Origin of the sequence: Nostoc sp. FACHB-280, from assembly GCF_014697615.1 — a bacterium.
Taxonomy (GTDB): Bacteria; Cyanobacteriota; Cyanobacteriia; order Cyanobacteriales; family Nostocaceae; genus Nostoc_B.
On the sequence record NZ_JACJSD010000005.1, the window covers coordinates 49737 to 66044 of the forward strand.

Sequence of the window (16308 nt, forward strand, 5' to 3'; positions counted from 1 at the left end):
GGGCGAATAGAATTCGCGGCTACACAGACAAAACCCGCCTGCGCGGGTTTCAAAGAAAATGAGAGTAAAATGAGAGCAAATTTTACGCAGTTATATTTACATTACGTTTGGGCGACCTGGGATAGATTACCTCTTATTACACCTGATATTCAAAGGTTAGTGTATGCAGCAATTATCAAAGAATGTGAACAATTAAAATGTACTGTAATTGCGGTTGGTGGTATTGAAGAGCATGTTCATCTATTAACAGGTTTTCCGGTAACTATCAGCGTATCTGATTTAATTAAGCAGATTAAAGGTAGTTCTTCACACTTTATAAACCATGAAGTTAAACCCAGTGATTTTTTCAAATGGCAAGGTAGTTATGCTGCTTTTACAGTTAGTCATGATGCAATTGATAATGTTGCTCACTATATCAGGAATCAGGCGATTCATCATCAACAAAAATCAATTATTTCTGCATGGGAATTAACCTTACCTGTCGATATAAAGGGCGATTAGAAATCGCGGCTATACAAACAAAACCCGCCTGCGCGGGTTAAAAAACATAAATTTTATCTTATCTTAGTCCGCGAAGGCGGACTTCGCCTGTGTAGCCGCGAATTTCATTCGCCCGGAATAATATTTCTCTCACTACAAAGAAAAATGATATTTTTGGAACTGGTATTACAAAATTTTGGCCCTTACTCTGGTAGACAAGTAATTAATCTTGACCCAAGAAATGAGGACAATCCTCGCCCGATTCTTTTATTAGGTGGAATGAATGGCGGCGGAAAAACTACGCTGATGGATGCTATTCGGCTGGCATTATATGGACAACGCGCTCAATGTTCGACGCGCGGTAATTTAAGCTATAGTGATTTTTTAAATCAATGTGTTAATAGTAAAGCTACTCCTACTGATAAAACACGGATTGAGTTACTTTTTGAGCATATTGAAGATGATCAGCCAGTCAGATATAGGATTGTGAGAACTTGGGAGAAAAATCCTAAAGATGGTAAAGATGCTTTGGGAATTTTAGGTGATGATGATACTTGGCCTGTTGATTATCTGATAAATATCTGGGATGACTATATAGAAAATTTACTACCTTTAGGAATTTCTAATTTATTTTTGTTTGATGGCGAACAAGTAAAAGAACTAGCAGAACAAGAAACCCCACCACCAATTGTTGTGGAAGCTATTCGCGGGCTGTTAGGGCTAGAATTAGCTGATAAATTAGCAGTTGATTTAGATGTTTTAATCACCCGCAAGCGTAAAGAGATGGCTGATACTAAAGATTTAGCCAATCTCGAAGATATTGAAAAAAGGTTATTACAACAGCAAGAAGATTATCAAGTAGCAGAACAAGAGTTAGCTAATTTGAAAAATCAAGTTGAATATTTAGAAACTATCCAGCAAGAAGCTTTAGATAAATTTGTATCTGAAGGTGGGAAAATTGCCGCCGAACGCAGTCAGTTAGAAGAGAAAAAAAATGAAAAAACTGCTGCATTAGAAGCAATTCGACAGTCTTTATGTGAATTAGCTGCGGATATTTTGCCTTTAGCGTTAATTCCTAATTTATTGAGTCAGGTACAAACCCAGGGTGCAAGTGAATTTCGTAATCAACAGGTGCAACTTGCCAGAGATGTTTTAATTGAACGAGATAAACGCTTACTTGAATGGCTAAGTCAGTTGACTATTGCTGCTGACCAAGTTGATAAAATTCAAGCTTTTTTAGCTGAAGATGTCGATAGTTTATATGCAAGTTCACTCCAATCTGAAGCACCTTGGCTATTAGCTGATGATGAAAGCTTGAGTCAACTAGATAATGTGAGATATCACTTAAAAAGTGCATGTAATACTGCAAAACAGCACTTAGTGAATCTCAGAAATCTGGAAGAAGAAATTATTACGTTAGAAAGACAAGTGCAGACAGCAGCAGAACCAGAAGCTTATAAAAAATTGCGTGATGCTGTGGAAGATTCACAAAAAGAAGTTGTACAAGCTAAGGCAAAGTATGAAACAACAAGGCAGAAATTAGCAGCGTTAACGGATGGAATTGAAATAACTAAAAAAGAATTAAACGATTACACTGACAAAAGTATAAAACATAAAAATAGAGAACATATCATTACTTCAGCTTCTAAAGTGCAAGAAACTCTGAAGGTTTTTCGAGAGAAATTAACTCTGAGGAAGCTAAATAAATTAGAGGAAGAAGTGAAGAATTGTTTTCTCTATTTACTGCACAAATCAGATTTAGTATTTCGCATTGCTATTGATACTAAAACTTTCGCCTTATCGCTGTTCGATTTCGAGGGTAAACCAGTCCCGAAACATCGCTTGTCGGCTGGGGAAAAACAACTACTGGCGATCGCATTCCTGTGGGGACTAGCCAAAGTCTCTGGTTTGCGCTTACCAGTAGCTATTGACACACCCCTCGGCAGACTCGACTCTTCCCACCGCCAAAACCTAGTAGAAAAATACTTCCCCGCCGCCAGCCATCAAGTAATTCTGCTTTCTACTGATACGGAAATTGGTAAAAAAGAAGTCGAAACCCTGCGGAAAAATGAAGCGATCGCTCGTGAATATCTCCTCAAATACGACTCATCTACCCGTCAAACTACCGTGATAGAAAATCAATATTTTTGGTAGGAGATAGCTTTGAAACAATGGGGTTGAGCAATTTGTATAAGTTTGTCTATTTACAATAGATGTAAGCAGCTTTAGAGAGTAGAGATGATATCACCACATTTACTAGAACTAGAACGTGATTTAAGTGCTTTGTCATTAGAAGAACTAGAATGGCTTTTAGAACGCATGAGAAAACAAGTGCAAGCCAGAAAACAATCAGATAATTTAACTGATATTAACCATATAAATAAACAATTAGCTACTATAACTAATGATTTAGATATAAAAACAGAAATTGCTTCTATTAATGAGGAATTTATTGTTACTGAAATGGATGGATTAGAAAAAATGTATGACGAAAAACTAGCCTAATTTGTATAAAAATAATTATTAACAAAGATATGGAAGCCCCAATCGAAAGAATTAAACTTTCCCAAACCGCCAAAGACCAACTACAAAAACTCAAACGCAACACCAAAATCGACCAATGGAATATTCTGTGTCGTTGGGCGTTGTGTCGTTCGCTGGCTGAACCCGCGCCACCGTCTCCTGTACCTATTCCCCAAGATAGTAATGTGGAAATGGCTTGGCGGGTTTTTGGTGGTGAAATGTCTGATATTTTTTTACTCGCCCTGAAGCAACGTTGTCATAATGACGGTTTAGGGACTGATAAAGAAACCTTAGCCACGCAATTTCGATTGCATTTGCATCGTGGGATTGGTTATTTAGCTGGCGACCCAAATATCAAGAAAATTGAAGATTTAATTGCGATCGCCCTAGAGAAGATATAAGGATTAATGTAGTTCTTCTTGATATATTTATGCCGGAGAGCTACTTAGAAATTGAGCGTCATCGAGCTGCGATCGCTCGCACAGAAATCTCTCGTCCTGTAAGATTAGCCATAGAATGGTCAATCATTAACCAGGACACGACTTTTTTTGACTATGGCTGTGGTCATGGTGGCGATGTGCAGCGCGTCGGAAACCTTGGCTATACGAGTGCAGGTTGGGACCCGTACTATTACCCTAATCAACAGATAACGCCTGCTGATGTGGTGAACTTGGGTTACGTTATCAACGTCATCGAAGATTTAGAAGAACGTAACCAAAGCCTGATTAAAGCCTGGGAACTCACCCGCAAAGTTTTAATTGTCGCCGCACAAGTCTTAATTAACGCTCCCAGCAAAGCCCAACTCGCTTACAATGACGGCATTGTAACTAGCCGTAATACCTTTCAAAAATATTACGAGCAAGAAGAACTCAAAAAATATATTGATCAAGTCCTCAACGTCGATGCAGTTCCGGTGGCGCTTGGGGTTTATTTTGTCTTCCGTGATGAAGCCGAAAAAGAAAGTTTCAAAGCCATCCGCTTCTTTTCGCGCACTTATACACCGCGAGTCCGCATCCCTAGCAAGCGGTTTGAAGATTATCAGGAAACACTGCAACCACTCATGGAGTTTTTCACCAAACGCGGGAGATTACCTGTCAAGGGTGAACTAACAAACGAACAAGAACTATTAAGCGAATTTGGTAACTTTCGCCGCGCCTTTGCAGTTGTGTTGCAAGCCACCGATGAAGCAGAATGGGATGCGATCGCCTATCGTCGTTCTTTAGATATTCAAGTTTACCTTGCCCTCACCCACTTTGATAAACGCCCCAGATTTTCCCAACTAGCGCCAGAAATGCGCCACGACATCAAAGCCTTTTTTGGTAGTTACGAGGAAGCTTGCGAAGTCGCTGACCAAAAATTATTTAGTTTGGGTAGACCAAAAGTTATCCAAACAGCCTGCGAAAAAAGCAAAATTGGCAAACAAACACGCGGCGCACTTTACGTTCATGTTTCCGCCCTCGCCGCCCTCGATCCCTTACTCCGCATTTACGAAGGTTGCGCCAGCCGGACTATTGGGCGTGTTGATGATGCGACGCTGATTAAATATAACCTTGAGCAACCACAAATATCCTACTTATTTTATCCAGACTTTGACACAGACCCCCACCCAGCCTTAAAAGCCAGCATCACCATTGACTTAAAAACTTTGTACGTCACTCATCGAGATTATGCAAATCGGGCAAATCCACCTGTTCTGCACCGGAAAGAAACTTTTGTTACACCTAATTATCCCCAATACGAAGAATTTGTTAAACTCACCCAACAAGAACAGGAATTAGGTTTACTCAAGCAAAAAAGTGACATTGGCACACGAGAAGGTTGGTTAAAATGTCTGGCTGAACATGGAGTAGAAATTAGAGGACATCAAGTTTATCCGATCAAAGAAAGTTAGGAGACTGCTAATCATTTTGCAAGTTATACCAAATTGAAGGTTATGAAACTATGCAGTAACTATGGCAAGATAACTGCAATTCGCTCCAGTGAGTAAGGAATATCGAAACGATGAAAGAAATCCAAGCACTACGCCAAGCCGTCCAAAGTCGCAAAATGGGGGCTTTGTTATTGCTGGGTTTTGCATCGGGATTGCCTTTGTTCTTAACTAGTAGAACATTGCAATTGTGGATGCAAGATGCCAAGGTTGATATCGGCAAAATTACTTTATTTGGTTTGTTGGCGTTGCCTTATTCTCTCAAATTTTTGTGGTCGCCGTTGTTAGATAGGTTTGTACCGCCGTTTTTGGGCGCGAGACGAGGTTGGTTGATTTTAACTCAAGTTGGTTTAGCAATTGCGATCGCCACTCTTGCATTACAACAGCCTTCCCAAAGTGACCAAGTATTGCAAATACTAGCCATCAACTGTTTAATTATCACCTTTTTAAGTGCCACCCAAGACATCGCTGGTGATGCTTACCGCACCGATATCTTAAACCCTCTAGAAGCAGAAGCCGGTGCATCAGTTTGGGTACTCGGCTATCGTGTTGCTTTGTTTGTTACTAGTTCTCTAGCTTTGGTTTTAGCTGATCACTTACCTTGGAACAGTGTTTACTTACTGATGGCTGCTTTAATGGCAGGGAGTATCTTTGTCAGCTTATCAGCCCCCAGAGAACCACAGGTAAGTAATCACAGAGAAACCGCCCCTATATCTGTCAAAGATGTGATATTCGTACTATTTATCACAGGCTTGGTAGCTGGTTTACTGGGAGGAGTTTTTCTTGGCTATATTGCTTTGCCTGTGTTTTATTGGCTATTGGCAGGTTTGATAATAGCTTGGATAGTTTCATCTTTATTATTGCCTGATGAATTACTGGGTGAAGCTCAAGAAAATCAAGCCCCTCAAAACTTACAACAAGCAATTTTTCTGCCTTTTAAAGAATTTTTTCATCGCTTTGGCTTAACTCAAGCTGGTGCAATTCTGATATTTATCATTCTTTATAAACTGGGTGATTCTTTGGTTGGTATCACAGCTAATTTATTTTTGCGAGAAATCAGCTTTACTAAAACTGAAATTGGTGCAATTCAAGCAGGGATTGGCTTTCTTGCCACAACTGTCGGTGTATTAGCTGGTGGGGTAATCTTAACCAAAATTCACCTAAATCGCGGTTTATGGATATTTGGCATACTGCAATTATTGAGTAACTTGGGTTATTATGCTTTAGCTGTTGCTGGCAAAAATTACTCGTTATTAATTTTGGCAGTAAATATCGAAAATTTTAGTGCCGGATTAGTAACAGTTGCTACAGTGGCCTTTTTAATGAACCTCTGCAATCACCGTTTTACAACCACTCAATTTGCATTATTTTCTAGCTTAATGGCGATTAGTAGAGATGTTCTTTCAGCACCGGCAGGCGATTGGGCAAAAGCCACAGGCTGGCCTTTGTTTTTCTTATTAACCCTAGTAGCAGCCTTGCCAGGATTGTTACTTTTACCGTTTGTTGCTCCCTGGAATCAAAAGCCAATGATAATATCTAGACCAGGACTAGAGGAAGAAGATGAGGATGTATGGGAAGCCAAGTAATTGTTGTTATTGGTACATTTATTCTTTTACTTACAGGTTTGTTACTTGGCTATGTCCTGTCACAATTAGTACTGGGATTTTTGACTTTTAATCTCTTTACCTTTTTTGGTACACTCAGCCTAATTTTAATTTTCGGTACACTGTATTACGTTTTATTTTGGCAGTTACGCCGAGAACAATCCAGCGTTGTGCCGGAAAGTATGTCCGCAACAGAGATTAACGATCGCATCACCGACAACCAACTCAAAAACAGGCTGATTGCCAAGTTAGACGGTGATACCGCCACAGCTGAACGCTTAATTGAACAAGCCAAGCAAAATTATCCCGGTATGCCAGAAAGTTGGTATTGCGAGCGAGTTATGGATGATTTAGAACGCGATCGGCGTTAAGGTTAAAGAAGAGAGGCAGGAGGCAGGGGGCAGAGGAAAATGCTTCAACTCAGCACTCAGCACTCAGTTTTTTTCTTTTGACTTTTGACTTACTAAATATGGCTATAATTCGTCAATACATCGCCCCACTACTAGTACTTTTAGTATTTATCGTTGCCTTAGTAGCAGTCAGCGCCCGAATATTTTTGCCGGCTGATATGGCAGCACCCGCACCTATTGAAGAAACCGGGGTAATTTTGCCAGCTACAGCGATGGATTTATTCACCTTTAGCAAATAAAGTGTCTGAGCAATTACTACCAGGGTATTTAATTCGTCGCGGTTCAACATTAGAGCGATCGCTCCTTGTCAAGTTCATGCAACGCACTTACCAGGAGCGATTTCCCCAGCAAGATTTTGCCCACCTCGCCCGCACCGTCGAGCAGTATTTATCCCAAGATACGCCTTTGTGGTGGGTAGATGTGGAATTAGGGGTACAGGGGGATAAGGGTATAGGGAAAGTAGAGAGAAATGAGCAAGCAACTAACTATAATTCCCCTTCGTCTCCCTTGTCCCCCCTGTCTCCCTCATCCCCCATCGCTTGCCTCTGGGTGGGAAATGCCATAGATCAAGTCAGTGGCGATCGCCATGCTCATATTTTTTTGCTTTACGTCGTCCCAGAACATCGGCGTAAAGGTATTGGTAAAGCTTTAATGCAGTATTTAGAAAAATGGGCAATTCAACGAGGTGATAAACAAATCGGTTTACAAGTCTTTGAATCTAATCAACCTGCTTTAAATCTCTACAATCAACTGGGTTATCAAACTCAATCTTTGTGGATGCTGAAAGAACTGTCAGGTTATTTCGTTGGTGACAGCCATGAGTAGCAGTTTTGCGATCGCAGTACCGCAACAATTTATTTACTGTACTAACAATTCTGAAACACCTGGGACAGTTAGTGATTAGTCAATAGTTATCTTCTCTAGTCCCTAACCTCTAGCCTAAGCGTCTCTTTTTCCCAAACAAATCTCATCATGTCGAACATAAAGTGTACAATAATCTAGCAAATACCTATCAGGCGCTGAATTATTGGCACGGGGGGTTATCTGTATAGTAGTCGAAGCATAGGTGAGGAAATTAAAAAAGCATGAATGCTAGGTATAGTAAACTTTTACCTCCTGCCTTCTGCCTCCTGCCTTCTGCCTCCTGCTACAAATCCCACTCGGCATTTAAATGACGTATGTATGACGACGATGACCTAAGCCTACTCGATCCAGATGTAGAGCTAGAAAGCCCTCTCGATAAAATGGAGCCACTCAATGCGGAGTCAGAAGTGGCAAAGCCCGATCCAGAAGTGATGTTAGCACTTTTGGAAGATTCTCAACCCCAGCAGAGAATGTTGGCGGCGCGTGCTTTTTGTGATATTGAAGATGAAAGGGCTACCCCGCTACTCATTGGCCTGTTAAAAGATTCCTGTCCCCTAGTGCGAGTGAGTGCCGCGTATGGTATTGGTCGCAATCCCAGCCAAGAAGCAGTAGAACCATTAATTGCCCAACTTAACCAAGATTGGAACGGTTATGTACGTAAAGGTGTAGTTTGGGCGTTGGGGAATTGCCGCGATCGCCGTTGTCTAGCACCCTTAGCTGATGCTTTAAGAACAGACATTTCCGCAGTGCGTTTGTGGTCAGCGAGTGCTTTAGCCCAAATGGCAGGAGTGGCTTACGAAGCAGTGATTGGGGCAATTCCCGCCTTAATTGAAGCGTTAGTCCAAGATCCAATTCCCGCAGTTCGTAGTAATAGCGCCTGGGCAATTGGACAGTTATGCAAAGAACTACCCTCTAATATTGTTTACGCCACAGCCATTGATGCCTTAATTCAAGCCTTTGCCGAAGATCAAGATTTAGGCGTGCGAGAAGATGCTAAAGCCGCACTACTCGGCGTAGGAGACCCCCGTGGCTTACAGCTAATCGAAACTTTAGAACAAGAAGGATGGTTTTGATCAAGTCAAAAGTCAAAAGTGATTTTTAACTATTAACTTTTGACCATTGACAAGCTTCACTTATTTTCTGATGTTGGCTTAATTAAATTAAGGTCATAAGGGCGTTCGATATCATCTTCGCCTAAATACTCGCCGTTTTGAATTTCCAAAATTACTAAGGGAATTAAACCAGGATTTTCAACTTTGTGTAAGGTTGCGGCTGGAACATAAGTTGATTCATGACGATTAAGCAACATTTCCGTATCGCCACAAGTTACCTTAGCTACCCCAGAAACTACCACCCAATGTTCATTGCGGTGGTAATGGATTTGTGGTTTAATGCCATGCCTGGGCTTAATTTCTACACGACTAATTCTATAAGTATCACCTTCTTCGATTACCTCTACGTTACCCCAGTATCTCGCACCGGAATGTGAGGACAATTCATGGCTATTAGATTGCTCGTTGTTCTCATTTTGATTCATAACCAAACTGCTCAACCAATCGACTACCAATATTGTGAAGTAATTTAGCGTATATTAGTTGACAATTTGCCATAATCGCTACTGTTATAGCAGTCCTATGTGAGATATGAACAAAAGAGACAGGGGAGACAAGGTAGACAAGGGAGAGGATTGTTTATGAAGAAGAAGTCAGAAATCAGGAGTCAGAATGCCGTATGAATTCTATATGACACTTCTCCTGTCGGAGACGCTACGCGAACGGCAAGCTCTAAACTCCATCCCTTTATGAGTGAAGTATTCACCAATTCTGAATTCTGTCTTCTGACTTTTTTTATCAATATTTGGAACTAGAGAAAGTTTAAGAAATAATAGTAATTTTATGTCTAGTCAAACTATCTGCAATGAATGTGCTTTTCATGTTGAAACTGAATCAGGAATAGAGTGTATTCACCCCGATGAATTAGTAGTTAATTGTGCTATTGTGACTTTTTGCAGTTCTTTTCAACCTGCGGAAGAAATTGATAGCCCATGTGTGACTTTTGGTCAGGAATAATAAGTGAGAATTCCGCACTCAGGAGTCAGCAGTAATACCCTGAAATTTAAAGGCAATTTAGCATTTAAATTTTGTGGTCTTCAATCTGTGGCCTTTCTTTTCACCACTGATTGCATTCCGAATCCTGAATTCTGACTTCTGAATTCTTCAATCTTGTTGCTGATTATCATTTGGTCTATTAGTTTCTAACAGACGAGACATAAACACATCTGGTTTGCGACTCATAACAGAGATAACTTTATCAATAGCAACTACTTCACTGGTTTTAACAACCATTTCCCACAAAGTATCTTCTTCTGTATCTTTATTATGCGTTCTGTGTTTAAAGCATAATAAATCGTCACAAACATTGATAATTGTTGCGAAATACCACTTATCTCTGATCAATAACCAAATTTCTTGATCTAAGTAACTTTGTAGAACTGATTTCACAATTATTTAGATGATGAAAAACAATGTGGTAAATACTATTTGGGGATAACAACTTGATGCAAGAGGGAAAATACTTAATCGTAATTACAGGAAATAATACAAGGTAATCTGCACCTAAGCCGAAAAGGATGCGAAGACTAACCGCGAACACCATTCACATAAGCAGCCGTCAAATCGTGCTGTGGTGCAGTAAAAATCTGCTCGACTGTACCATATTCGATTAATCTGCCTACTTCTGCTTGTACCCAAAACAGGGCAGCGTAATCGCCAATGCGTCTAGCTTGAGCAAGGTTGTGGGTGACAATTACTACTGTGTAACGTCCCCGCAGACTGGCAATTAAATCCTCAACTACGCCGCTAGAAATCGGGTCGAGGGCGCTACAGGGTTCATCAAATAATAAAACTTCTGGTTGCAAAACCAAAGCACGGGCAATACACAAACGCTGCTTTTGTCCACCAGATAGAGATAAGGCAGAAGTATTCAGTCTATCTTTAACTTCGTCCCACAGTCCGACATCTTGCAGTGTGGTTTCAATTAGCCAGTCGAGTTTTGCGCGGTTTTTAATTCCGTGTTCTTGTAGGGGAAATGCCAGATTCTTCCAAATGGAAAAGGGGAAAGGATTGGGTTTTTGGAAGATTGTCCCCACACGCCGACGCAGGCTAATGACATCTATTTTTTCATTGAGAATTTCTAAAGTATCTAAGCGAATGCTTCCCGTTACTTTGGTATGAGGAATTAAATCAGTCAAGCGATTTAGACAACTCAAAAAACTGGTTTTACCACAACCGGAAGGCCCCACCAATGCCGTAATCTTTCCGGCGTGAATGGGCATAGTAATATCTGTAAAAGCAGCTTTTTTGCCGTAATATAAACTCAGTTGTTCGGTTTGCATTGAGGGTAGAGATAACCGAGAATTTTGCCTAATTTGAGATTGCTTCATAGTGTAATTCTCCCCGCTAACCAAAACTTAGCTGTCCAAGTTGCTATAACATTCACCAGCAACAATAAAACCAACAGCACTAAGGCAGAGGCGTAGGCGTTAGCATCTCCGCCAGCCACATTCATGGATAAATCAAAAATATGCACTGATAGCGATCGCCCGGAATCTAGTAATGACTCTGGCATCCGATCTACATAACCACTAGTAAAAATTAATGCGGCTGTCTCGGCGATCGCTCTGCCAATCCCCAGCACTAAACCCACAATTAATCCCGGTGTCGCTGCTGGTAAGAGCAGTTTTCCTAATGTAGTGGTACGTGATAATCCCAAGGCTGCTGCCCCTAAGCGATACTCAGCCGGAACAGCTTGCAATCCTGCTTCTGTAGAACGGATGAGAATTGGTAACACCATACAAGCTAAAGTCAAACCACCAGACAAAATTGAAAAGCCTAATCCCAACTTAATGGCGAACAAGGCGTTACCAAACAAGCCAAAGACGATGGATGGTACTCCTGCTAATACATCTAAGCTACGCCGGACTAAACGCCCAAACAGACTTTCAGTGGTGGTAAACTCGGCTAAAAGTACAGCAGTACCAACACCAAGGGGGATAGAAACCGCCATACAAACCCCCAATATCAAACAAGTAGAAATCAAAATTGGGGCAATTCCCCCCTCACGCCCAGTATTGCGCGGTGCAGTTGTCAGAAATTCCCAAGATAGCTGTCCGACACCGTGCCAGAGGATATCGCCTAAAATCCAGCAGAAAACGGCAGTGACAAATAAAGCGATCGCCCAAAAGACAAGGGTAGGTAATTTTTTAGCCATAGATGTTTCTCCTACTCACACCTTCGGCAAAGGCTACTAAAATAGCGATCGCTCCCATCAGCAATAAACCACTGACAAACAATGCTGCACGGTGATTTCCTGTAGCGTAAGCCATTTCTAAAGCAATATTGGCAGTCAGGGTGCGAATGGGGTCAAATATACTCAGGGGTGTTTGGACTACATTGCCACAAACCATTAACACTGCCATTGTTTCCCCTATCGCCCGTCCCGTTCCTAAAATCAAACCAGTAAATAAACCAGATTTCGCCGCAGGTAAAACAACGCTTCTAATTGTTGCCCAGCGAGAAATTCCTAAAGCAGCTGCACCTTGTAAATACTCCGTCGGTAATTCCGAAAAACTAGCTTCTGCGGTTAAGGCGATGGTAGGCAAAATCATTAATGTCAAAATCGCAATTCCCGCTAACAAACTTGTTCCTGGTGGTTGCAGTTTGCCAATCAGTGGTACAAGAACAACCAAACCCCAGAACCCGTAAACTACAGAAGGAATCCCAGCTAGTAAATTAATTAACTGCCGATATAATCCCCCAACTACAGGCGGCGCATAATACTGACAAAAGATTGCTGAACCAATACCCAAAGGTGCAGCAAATAGTACAGAACCGAATGTTACCAACAGACTACCCCAGAGCATCGGCAGTAAATTATACAGTCCTTGCACTGGATGCCAAGAGCGATCGCTCACAAAACGCAACCATCCCACCTCTCGCAGTATCGGTAATGCTTCGAGTAATAAGAATGTGGTAATTAAGATAACGATAATACCTGTAGTTAGAGCTAACCCCCTTAATATCCACAAGAGAAAAATATCACTTTGAGATGGGGACAAAATCTTGGTTTTTAACAATGTCATGAACTTGTGGCGATTGTGCAAACTCGATAAATGCTTTATCTAAGCCTTGGGGCTGGGTTTTAGTCACCAAATTGAGAGGACGGGACAGGGGAAACGTCCCATTCTGCACATTCTCTGTGGTGGCAGCAATTCCATTCAGGGGCAGTAATTTAATGGTCACGCCGTTATTGATAATAAATTCCGCCGTACCAATTGATACATAACCAATGGCATTAGGATTACCTGCTACTGTCTTAATCCCCTGCTGATTGTCTCCAATCACTACCGATGCTTTGACATCGTTATTTTTGAGTTGGAAATAGCTCAGAAATAATTCCAGGGTAGAACGTCCCTCAGCTTTATTGACAACTGTAATCGGTGCATTTTTGCCGTTAACCTGTTGCCAGTTGTTAATTTTACCCGTGTAGATATCACTAACTTGTTGATTTGAGAGGGATGTGACGGGATTATCTTTGTGTAAAATTATGCCAACTCCGTCGCGGGCGATCGCAAAAGCTTGTAAATCTTTTTCTTCTTCTTTGAGGCTACGAGATGCCATCCCAATATTAGCAACCCCTGTACGCGCATCCGCAATCCCGCGAGATGAACCGCCTGTTTGCACATCTATTCGCACATCAGGATGCTCTGATTCAAATCGCTTACCAATTTCTGCCGCCAATGGTGCAACTGTACTAGAGCCTGTTAAAACTAATTTTCCTTGTAATTTGTTGGTTGGTTGAGTTGCTGTTGGGGATGGTTGGGTACAAGCTTGTAACCCTAAGCCAATTGTGAAAGCGACAGTAATAAATGCTATGGTTTTGAGTCGTTGCATCGCAAAATTCTGGTTCTATTCAAAACAGAGGAGACAACAGCCTAAATCAATTGCTTTACCAGCGTTGACTTGGTGAATCGTCGGGACAAAATGGTAAAGTACTGCCTTACCATCTCGTGTCGCTTCTACAAAACCGGCCTCCCGTAAGATTTTTAAATGATGGGATAATAAACTCTGCTCTAGCTTTAAAACAGAATTCAGTTCCCCTACGTGTAACGGGCCTTCCATAAGAATTTTCAGAACAGATAAACGTGTTGTATCTGCTAAAACTTTGAGTTGACGGGCGCAAAAGTCTGGAGACGAGACATTTTTAGAGTTCATCATTCATCTTTGGTATGGTTTGAATGACTATTGATATGAAAAATTTTTCAAGTCCATATCATATAGCGGTTCTTGCTTGAGCGAGATACAAGCAAGAATACTTAACCGCCGATAAATTTGTACCTCAGCAGACTAGTAACGCTACGCGGAAATAAATTTTTAGACTTGAGACTGGAGTTGAGCGATCGCAGTCAGCATTTGTTGATAATATTCAATGTTGCCTTCTTGATAATAGATGTTGGCAGATTGTTGAAAATCAGCGATCGCACCGGGAAAATCTTCGAGTTGGCGGTAGATATCGGCGCGTAACATATAAGCGGAAGCCCAATGAGGTTGACGTTGTAAGGCTTGGTTTAAGTCTGTTAATGCGCCTTGCAAGTCTCCCAACAGCAAACGGCTACGCCCACGGTGATACCAGTCTTCAGCAAAACTGGGGTCAAGGTCAATAGCTTGGTTGTAATCAGCGATCGCACTGTGATAATTTTGCAGGGCATAGTAAGCACTGGCGCGATCGCTGTAAAATGCTGGCGAGTTGGGGTTGATTTGCAAAGCTGTGGTGTAATCTGTAATTGCGCCATGATAGTCTTGCAACGCATAGCGCAAGGAACCGCGATTGTAATAAGCCTCTACTAAACTGGGGTTAATTTTGATGGCTTGATTGTAATCAGCTAAAGCTCTTTGTTCAGCTTCTAAAAACCGCAAAGCGTTACCCCGATTACAATAAGCTGGAGCAAAATCAGGATCAATTCTAATTGCTTGGGTGTATTCTTCCACCGCAGCTAAATAATCTTGTAAAGCTTCGCGGGCTAAACCACGGCCATAGTATGCTGTGGCTAAGTTGGGATTGAGTTGTAAGGCGCGGTTGTAATCTAAAATTGCCCCTTGGTAATCACCCAAACAACGACGAGCCGTGGCGCGATCGCTGTATCCTTGGGCATATTCGGGATGAATTTGTAAGACACGATTGCTATCTGCGATCGCACTTTGATAGTCGCCCAACTGACAACGCGCATGAGCCAAAAACCCGTAGACTAAAGCTAAACTCGGATTTCTCTCTAAAGCTTGTTCATAATCTGCGATCGCACCTGGAAAATCGCCTAAAGTTGCTTTGACTAATCCCCGCTCGTAGTATGCTTGCACATCTTCAGAATTTAATTGCAGAGCTTGGTTAAAGTCAGAAATTGCGGCGGGATAATCTTTTAGGTAAGAACGGACAAGTCCACGATTGTAGTAGGCTGGGGCAAAATTGGGGTTAATTTGTAAGGCGCGATTATAATCAGCAATTGCGGCTGCATAATCTCCTAAAACATAACAGGTATTACCCCGGTAATGATAAGCCTCTACCAAATGCGGATCTAACTGTAACGCCCGTTCATGATCGGCAAGGGCTTGCTCATATTCTTCTAAAATATGGAAAATATTCCCGCGACTGCTGTAAACGGCAGCATACTGGGGATACCACTGTAAGGCTTGCTGAAAATCTGCTAATGCGCCTTGGTAATCACCACTTTCACTGCGAGCGATACCCCGATAATGAAAAGCTCGTGCTATATCAAAATCTATATATGTTGCTAATGCCGGGTTAATTTCAATCGCTTGATGATAATCTGCGATCGCATAATCATAATCACCCAACGCACAATAAACATTACCCCGACCGTGATGGGATTCTGCTAAGTTGGGATTGATTGCTAATGCCCACTCATAATCAGCGATCGCTTCTTCGTAATCTGCTAGAGAATAACGAGTGTTGCCGCGATTATGATAGGCTTCAGCAAAATGAGGATTTATTTGGATTGCTTTGTTAAAATCTGCCAGTGCGGCATCGTAATCTCGGAGTGAGGTATACAAAATATTACCGCGATTATAGTAAGCCTCTGCAAAGTCAGGCTTTAGCTGAATCGCCTCCGTATAATCTGCGATCGCACCTGGAAAGTTTCCTTGCAAATTTTTGTTAAAGCCTTGGTTAAACAATTCGTCAGCATTCATCTAAGTTCAATGGGCTGTAAAACTCCCGCCCCCTAATTTTAAGATGGGTGCTGTTTTGTATCAATTGACTTCAGCGGATTTTCATAATTTTCTCTGTAAATATAAGTTAGCAAAGACTCTCATACAGCAAAAAGATGTGTAATATCCTACTTATGATTGATCAATCAAAATTTACGCACCAAGAATTTTTTGTGGCGTATGAGTGTAATAAGTCTATAAACTCGTAATTATTTTAACAT

At 41.4% G+C, this 16308-nt stretch carries 19 protein-coding genes; 11 read left to right on the forward strand and 8 right to left on the reverse strand.

The window, feature by feature from the left end; translation table 11 throughout:
* Positions 1-69: 69 nt before the first annotated feature.
* From tnpA to H6G75_RS05180, 10 genes are all read left to right on the forward strand, one after another.
* Positions 70-501, forward strand: coding sequence for an IS200/IS605 family transposase (tnpA, locus tag H6G75_RS05135; protein WP_190978892.1), 432 nt, complete (start codon positions 70-72; stop codon positions 499-501).
* A 144-nt stretch (positions 502-645) separates the two neighbouring features.
* The gene (dndD, locus tag H6G75_RS05140; RefSeq protein WP_190978893.1) at positions 646-2634 is read left to right on the forward strand and encodes a DNA sulfur modification protein DndD; all 1989 of its coding nucleotides are present in this window, start codon (positions 646-648) and stop codon (positions 2632-2634) included.
* Between the two features lie 84 nt (positions 2635-2718).
* Positions 2719-2985 (forward strand): hypothetical protein, encoded by a 267-nt coding sequence (locus H6G75_RS05145; protein WP_190978894.1) that lies wholly within the window; start codon positions 2719-2721, stop codon positions 2983-2985.
* Between the two features lie 29 nt (positions 2986-3014).
* On the forward strand, positions 3015-3404 hold the full coding sequence (dndE, locus tag H6G75_RS05150; protein ID WP_190978895.1) for a DNA sulfur modification protein DndE: 390 nt from the start codon (positions 3015-3017) through the stop codon (positions 3402-3404).
* A gap of 29 nt (positions 3405-3433) precedes the next feature.
* Positions 3434-4894: a DNA phosphorothioation-associated putative methyltransferase gene (locus H6G75_RS05155; protein WP_190978896.1), complete on the forward strand. Its 1461-nt coding sequence runs from the start codon at positions 3434-3436 to the stop codon at positions 4892-4894.
* A gap of 110 nt (positions 4895-5004) precedes the next feature.
* Positions 5005-6516 carry an AmpG family muropeptide MFS transporter gene (locus tag H6G75_RS05160; RefSeq protein WP_190978897.1) on the forward strand — a complete coding sequence of 504 codons (1512 nt, stop codon included), beginning with the start codon at positions 5005-5007 and terminating at the stop codon, positions 6514-6516.
* On the forward strand, positions 6501-6905 hold the full coding sequence (locus H6G75_RS05165) for a hypothetical protein (protein ID WP_062295815.1): 405 nt from the start codon (positions 6501-6503) through the stop codon (positions 6903-6905). Before H6G75_RS05160 ends, H6G75_RS05165 begins: the two co-directional genes overlap by 16 nt.
* Before the next feature lie 98 nt (positions 6906-7003).
* Entirely contained in the window at positions 7004-7183 is a 180-nt protein-coding gene (locus H6G75_RS05170) for a hypothetical protein (protein ID WP_190978898.1), read from the forward strand.
* Position 7184: 1 nt separating this feature from the next.
* Positions 7185-7769, forward strand: coding sequence for an N-acetyltransferase (locus H6G75_RS05175; RefSeq protein WP_190978899.1), 585 nt, complete (start codon positions 7185-7187; stop codon positions 7767-7769).
* 353 nt (positions 7770-8122) lie between these two features.
* Positions 8123-8881, forward strand: a complete 759-nt coding sequence (locus tag H6G75_RS05180) for a HEAT repeat domain-containing protein (protein WP_190978900.1) — start codon at positions 8123-8125, stop codon at positions 8879-8881.
* Between the two features lie 56 nt (positions 8882-8937).
* Here H6G75_RS05180 and H6G75_RS05185 read toward each other — a convergent pair whose 3' ends face one another.
* Positions 8938-9345, reverse strand: coding sequence for a phosphomannose isomerase type II C-terminal cupin domain (locus H6G75_RS05185; RefSeq protein WP_190978901.1), 408 nt, complete (start codon positions 9343-9345; stop codon positions 8938-8940).
* A 358-nt stretch (positions 9346-9703) separates the two neighbouring features.
* On the opposite strand from H6G75_RS05185, the gene H6G75_RS05190 reads away from it, so the two are divergent.
* The gene (locus H6G75_RS05190; RefSeq protein WP_190978902.1) at positions 9704-9877 is read left to right on the forward strand and encodes a hypothetical protein; all 174 of its coding nucleotides are present in this window, start codon (positions 9704-9706) and stop codon (positions 9875-9877) included.
* 147 nt (positions 9878-10024) lie between these two features.
* Here the strand turns inward: H6G75_RS05190 and H6G75_RS05195 are convergent, their stop codons facing one another.
* The 7 genes from H6G75_RS05195 to H6G75_RS05225 form a co-directional block, all read right to left on the reverse strand.
* Positions 10025-10309, reverse strand: coding sequence for a hypothetical protein (locus H6G75_RS05195; protein ID WP_190978903.1), 285 nt, complete (start codon positions 10307-10309; stop codon positions 10025-10027).
* 137 nt (positions 10310-10446) lie between these two features.
* A complete protein-coding gene (locus H6G75_RS05200; protein ID WP_190978904.1) occupies positions 10447-11250 on the reverse strand; it encodes a phosphate ABC transporter ATP-binding protein in 804 nt (267 codons plus the stop codon).
* Positions 11247-12077: a phosphate ABC transporter permease PstA gene (pstA, locus tag H6G75_RS05205; protein ID WP_190978905.1), complete on the reverse strand. Its 831-nt coding sequence runs from the start codon at positions 12075-12077 to the stop codon at positions 11247-11249. Before pstA ends, H6G75_RS05200 begins: the two co-directional genes overlap by 4 nt.
* Positions 12070-12948, reverse strand: coding sequence for a phosphate ABC transporter permease subunit PstC (gene pstC, locus H6G75_RS05210; RefSeq protein ID WP_190978906.1), 879 nt, complete (start codon positions 12946-12948; stop codon positions 12070-12072). Before pstC ends, pstA begins: the two co-directional genes overlap by 8 nt.
* Positions 12905-13759 (reverse strand): phosphate ABC transporter substrate-binding protein, encoded by an 855-nt coding sequence (locus tag H6G75_RS05215; RefSeq protein ID WP_190978907.1) that lies wholly within the window; start codon positions 13757-13759, stop codon positions 12905-12907. The genes pstC and H6G75_RS05215 overlap by 44 nt, the downstream gene beginning before the upstream one ends.
* A gap of 15 nt (positions 13760-13774) precedes the next feature.
* Entirely contained in the window at positions 13775-14083 is a 309-nt protein-coding gene (locus H6G75_RS05220) for a helix-turn-helix transcriptional regulator (RefSeq protein WP_199337721.1), read from the reverse strand.
* A gap of 156 nt (positions 14084-14239) precedes the next feature.
* Positions 14240-16069, reverse strand: a complete 1830-nt coding sequence (locus H6G75_RS05225) for a tetratricopeptide repeat protein (RefSeq protein WP_190978908.1) — start codon at positions 16067-16069, stop codon at positions 14240-14242.
* Between the last annotated feature and the right edge of the window lie 239 nt (positions 16070-16308).